Here is a 5,038-nt window from a genome sequence, read left to right on the forward strand (position 1 = left end):
AGCTCCACCACCTCGTCCGCCACGGCCGCCAGCAACCGGTGGTCGTGGGAGATGAACAGCACCCCGACGCCGGCGTCGGCACGCTCGCGCAGCACCGCCACGACGCCCGCGGAGGTGATCGGGTCGAGCATGGACGTCGGCTCGTCGCAGATGAGGAAGGCCGGGTCCTGCACGAGCGCGCGGGCGATGACGGCCCGCTGCAGCTGACCGTCCGACACCGCTGCGGGCCTGCGCTCCAGCAGGTCGGCGTCGAGGAACACGGACTCCGCGGCGGCGTCGACGGCGGCGCGCTCCCCGGACGCCTCGCGCCCGATGCGCCCGCCCGCCGCGATCCGGAACGGCTCGCCGATGGTCCGCCGCAACGTCCACCGGGGGTCGCAGGCGTCGCGGGGCGCCTGGCCGATCATGGCCACGCGCACGGGGCCGCCGCCGGCGACCTCGCCGGAATCCGGGATCAACCTTGCGGACATCACCTTCGCCAGGGTCGATTTGCCGGAGCCGCTGGGCCCGACCAGGCCCACGATGCGTCCCGGCGCCACGTCGAGCGAGACGTCGTCGAGCACGGTCCGGCCGCCGAACGCGACGGAGATGCCGCGGGCGGACAGCGAAGCGGGGGTCACGGGCGCCATCTCAACCCCTCTCGTACGGCGCGGTCAGCCGCATGCCGCCGGAGGGCAGCGCGGCGAGCAGCGCGCGGGTGTAGTCGTGGCCGGGGTCGCCGAAGACGCGCTCGGCGGGGCCGTGCTCGACGATGCGGCCGCGCCGCATCACGGACAGCTCGTCGCAAAGCCCAGCCACGCGCAGATCCTCGGTGTCGTGGCTGATCAGCAGCACGGCGATCCCCTCGTCGGCGACCTCGCGCAGCAGCCCGAGCACCCCGGCGGTCAGCTCCGGGTCGAGGGCGCTGGTCGGCTCATCGGCGATGAGCACGCGCCGCCCGGTCGCCAGCGCGGCGGCGATCGCAGCGCGTTGCGCCATGCCGCCGGACAGCTGGTGCGGGAACATGCGGGCCGTGCCGGGCGGCAGGTGCACGCGGTCGAGCAGCTTGACGACGCCCCGGCCGTCCCCTCCATTGGCCCGCAGCACTTCGGCGACCTGGGGCCCCAGCCGCCGCACGGGAGTGAACGACGACGCGGGAGACTGCGGCACGTAACCGGCCGAGCCCTCGCCGACGATCTCCCCGGTAATGAGGGCGCCGGTGGGCCGCAGCCCGGCGATGGCGCGGCCGATGGTCGACTTGCCGGCGCCGGACCCGCCGATGAGGCCGTGGACCCGGCCCGGCGCCAGGGCGACGGTGGCGTCGGTGACGATGTCCTCGCCGCCGACGGAGACGGTGAGGTTCGCGACGCCGGCGATGGGCGCGGCACTCATGGGGCGGCCTTTCGGGCGGGGGCGTGGGCGTCGCCAAGCAGCACGTTTCGGGGCACCAGCGCCAACAGGGACAGGGACGCGGCGAGGAGCACCGCGCCGGGGACCGCCAGCGTCCACCAGGCGCCGGTCATGATGTCCGCGCGGGCCTGGTCGAGCAGGGTGCCCAGCGACGGCTGATCCGGCTGCAGGCCCAGGCCCAGGAAGGACAGCGCCGACTCGTGCCACACCGCATGCGGCACGAGCATGGCGACGGCGATGACCGCCTGGCCCGCCGCAACCGGAAGCAGATGGCCGGCGACCACCGAACGGCCCGTCGCACCGGCCCCATGGGCGGCGGCGACGTACTCGGATTCGCGCACCGACAGCACCGTCGACCGCACGATGCGGGCGACCTGCGGCCAATGCGTCAAGGCGATGGCCAGCACCAGAGCGGCGACGGACCCGCGAAACAACGCGACGATGACCACGGAGAGGATGAGATGCGGGATCGAATTGACCGCGTCGGTGCCGCGCATGAGCACCCGGTCGACCCAGCCGCCCCGCGCCGCGGCGGCCAGACCCACGATCATGCCGATGGCCGTCGCCGCGCACGCCGAGATAAGGCCGATGAACAGCGACGTCCGCAGGCCCGCGGCCGTGCGCGACCACAGGTCGAAGCCGTAATGGTCCGTGCCGGCGATCCAATCGCCGCCGGGCGGGAGCAGGGCGCGGGAGAAATCGGCCGTCGGCTCGGGCCAGAGCAGCGGCACCAGGAACGCGTAGAGCAGCAGCGCGGCCAGCGGGAGGAAACGGAGATTCCTCATACGTCCCTCACCCTCGGGTCGAGGATCTTGTAGGCGACGTCGGAGACGAGGCTGCCGCCCATGACCAGGACGGTGGTCAGCACCGTGGTCACGGCGAGCAGCGGGAAGTCGACGTCCTTCGCGGAGGCCACCGTGGCCTCGGCCAGCCCCGGCCAGCCGAACACCGCCTCGACGATGACGGCGCCGACGACGAGCTCCGACAGTCGCCCGCCGACCAGGGTGACCAGCGGCATCAGCGACATCGGCGCGGCGTGGCGGCGCAGCACGACGCCTGCGGGCACGCCGCGGGCGCGGGCGTTTTCCACCGCGTCGGAGCCGATGGCCTCCACCGTCGCCTGCCGCACGGCCAGCAGCGGCCAAGGCAATTGCGTCACCGCCAGCACGAGCGCCGGGGCGATGAGGTACGGGCCGATCGAGGCGAGCGACGGCTGCTCCCCGATCGGCGCCGCGCCGCCGGCCGGGATGACGCGCAAGGTAACCGCGAAGACCAGGACCACGCCGAGGGCATAGATGAACGACGGCGTCGCGGCCAGGAACACGCCCAACGCCACGATCACGCGGTCGACGAGGCCGCCCGGGCGACGCCCCGCCCACAGGCCCAACACCACGGCGGCGGCGACGGCGACGGTCAGACCCGTGGCCGACAGCAGGATCGTCCACGGCAGGCGTTCGGCCAGCACGTCGGCGACGGGGCGCCCGAAAGTGCGGGAATACCCCAGGTCGCCGGTGATGACTCCCGCTGCCCAATCGAACCACTGGCGCCACCAGGGCAGGTCGGCACCGATGGCCGCGGCGACGCCGGCACGCTCGGACTCGGTGAGCTCCGCGTAGGTCGTGCCCAGATAGGACGCCAGGGGATCGAACGGCGACAGCGCCGCCAGGCCGAACATGGCGAAGGAAACGAGCACCGTCGTCGCGGCGATGATCGCCGTGCGCATCGCGACCATGCGGCCGAGGCCGTCGAGGTTGTCTCGCTTCACCGCGGGCTTCATTTCCGCCAATCCCGCAGATTCCACCACGGGCCCCAGATCGCACCGTGGATGTGCGGCTCGAGGATGAGCGGGCCCTTGTCCCACTGGTTCTCCTTGGCCAGGTACACGTGATCGACGGTGGCCAGGAAGATGCTCGACGGGTCGTCCACGTACAGCTGCTGGACCTCGCGGTACAGGCGGGCACGCTCGGCGTCGTCGGTGGCGCGGCGGGCCTCGTCGAGCTTCGCGTCGAGTTCGGCGCTGCCGTAGTCGCCGGGATTGTCGTATTCGGAGGTGCCCGCCCCGCGGGTGTGGAAGAGGTCGTGGGACATCATGTCCGGGTCCCACGGCGCCGATCCGCCGCCGAGCACCGCCGCGGCCTCGCCCAGGCGCGGGGTGATGTCGTCCCACGTGGAGGCGCGGGTGGGGAAGCTGACGCCGATGCGCGCCATCTGCGCCGAAAACTCGATGCCCAGGTCGCGGCGCTGGGTGTCCTCGCCGACGTAGTACAGCGGGATTTCGGCTCGGACGCCGTCCTTCGTCCGCACGCCATCGGGTCCCCTGCGCCAGCCGGCGTCGTCGAGCATGCGTTCGGCGGCGGCGACGTCATGGCGGAACACGGCGCCCGGGTCGTGCGCGTCGCCGTACATTTCCGGGATGGCGGTGGACATCGCGCGGCCATGGCCGTTCAACGGGCCGGCGACCATCGCCTCGCGGTCGACGGCGACGTTCAGTGCCCGGCGCACCGCCGGATCCTCCAGGAAGGGGTGCTTCGGCAGGGAAATCCCGCGCCAATCCGCGGTGGCGGCGGAATGGACCTCGATGCCCTCGCGGCCCTCGAAGCTCGTCGCCACCGACGCCGGCACGGGCGCACCGTCGAGCTCGCCGGAGGCCACGCGGTGGGCGCGGGCGGCGTCGTCGGCGGCGACGGTCACCACGATCTCGCCGACCTCGGGCTTCCCGCCCCAGTAGTCGGGGTTCGCGGCATAGCGGACCATGTCGCCGCCGCGTTCGGTCACCCGGTACGGGCCGGTGCCCACGGGCTTCTCCCCCAGCGGCCCGTCGGCGACGGAACCCTCCCCCACCAACTCCGACGGCGCGATGGGCAGCGTCAGCCGGGACCGGAAAGCGCCGTAGGGGTACGCGAGCGTGAAGGTCACCGTGTGTTCGTCGACGACCGCGACATCGTCGATGAGGTCGTAATCGTGGGCCACCTTCGACCCGGCCGCCGCATCGCGGGCGACGTCGTAGGTCGCCTTGACGTCCGCGGCATCGAAAGCGGAGCCGTCGTGGAACGTCACGCCCTCGCGGAGTCTCACGGTCCACTCGCCGGCGTCGGCATCGGGCTCCGGTTCGCCCGCCGCGAGCGCGGGGACGAGGTCCGGGATGACGTCCGGGCCTCCGGCCGGTTCCGGGCGCAGCAGCCCGTCGTAGATCGGGCTGACGCCGGCCTGGCCGTAGCCCGAGGCGGGATGAAAATTATCGACGGCGACCCGTTCCGCGAGCTTCACCTGCTGCGGGTACGCGTCGGCGGTGACGCCCGGGGCACCGCATGCGGCGATGGCCAGCACGGCCGACGCGATGATCGCCCCGCCCATGGCCCTCGACTTCTTGCCGGCCATGCGACCGCACCTCCCGCACCCGAGAATGATCCATCAGGAGGTTAACAGTTCGGTTATCGCTGGTTGGGCGAAAGCCGGGGCCGGCCGCCTACGCCGCGCACCTGGTCGCGCCGACGCAGGATCCCCAGCGCGAGGCCACGACGTCGCACAGCAGCGTGCCCAGGGGCTCGGCCACCGCCGCCCGCCCGGCGACGCCGCGCACGGCGAGGTCCCACAGCAGACCCGGCGCGGTGAACAGCGGCGCGACCACCAGGCCGCGTCCCCGCTCCGC

Annotated in this window: 5 protein-coding genes and 1 pseudogene; all 6 read right to left on the bottom strand. The window is 73.0% G+C overall.

Translation table 11 applies throughout. The features are described 5' to 3' along the window. The coding region (locus tag GX015_RS09345) for an ATP-binding cassette domain-containing protein (RefSeq protein ID WP_291344617.1) at positions 1 to 620 on the bottom strand (620 nt) is incomplete at its 3' end. A 10-nt stretch (positions 621 to 630) separates the two neighbouring features. Beyond that, entirely contained in the window at positions 631 to 1,371 is a 741-nt protein-coding gene (locus GX015_RS09350; protein ID WP_291344619.1) for an ATP-binding cassette domain-containing protein, read from the bottom strand. Next, the gene (locus GX015_RS09355; protein ID WP_120983728.1) at positions 1,368 to 2,174 is read right to left on the bottom strand and encodes an ABC transporter permease; all 807 of its coding nucleotides are present in this window, start codon (positions 2,172 to 2,174) and stop codon (positions 1,368 to 1,370) included. The genes GX015_RS09350 and GX015_RS09355 overlap by 4 nt, the downstream gene beginning before the upstream one ends. Next, complete coding sequence (locus GX015_RS09360; RefSeq protein ID WP_291344622.1) at positions 2,171 to 3,121, bottom strand: ABC transporter permease; 951 nt, start codon at positions 3,119 to 3,121, stop codon at positions 2,171 to 2,173. The genes GX015_RS09355 and GX015_RS09360 overlap by 4 nt, the downstream gene beginning before the upstream one ends. Before the next feature lie 41 nt (positions 3,122 to 3,162). After that, complete coding sequence (locus GX015_RS09365; protein ID WP_046649571.1) at positions 3,163 to 4,767, bottom strand: ABC transporter substrate-binding protein; 1,605 nt, start codon at positions 4,765 to 4,767, stop codon at positions 3,163 to 3,165. An 88-nt stretch (positions 4,768 to 4,855) separates the two neighbouring features. After that, positions 4,856 to 5,038: pseudogene (locus tag GX015_RS09370) on the bottom strand (hypothetical protein); the annotation flags it as partial.

Source organism: Corynebacterium sp., assembly GCF_012837295.1.
In the GTDB taxonomy this organism is placed as follows: Bacteria; Actinomycetota; Actinomycetes; order Mycobacteriales; family Mycobacteriaceae; genus Corynebacterium.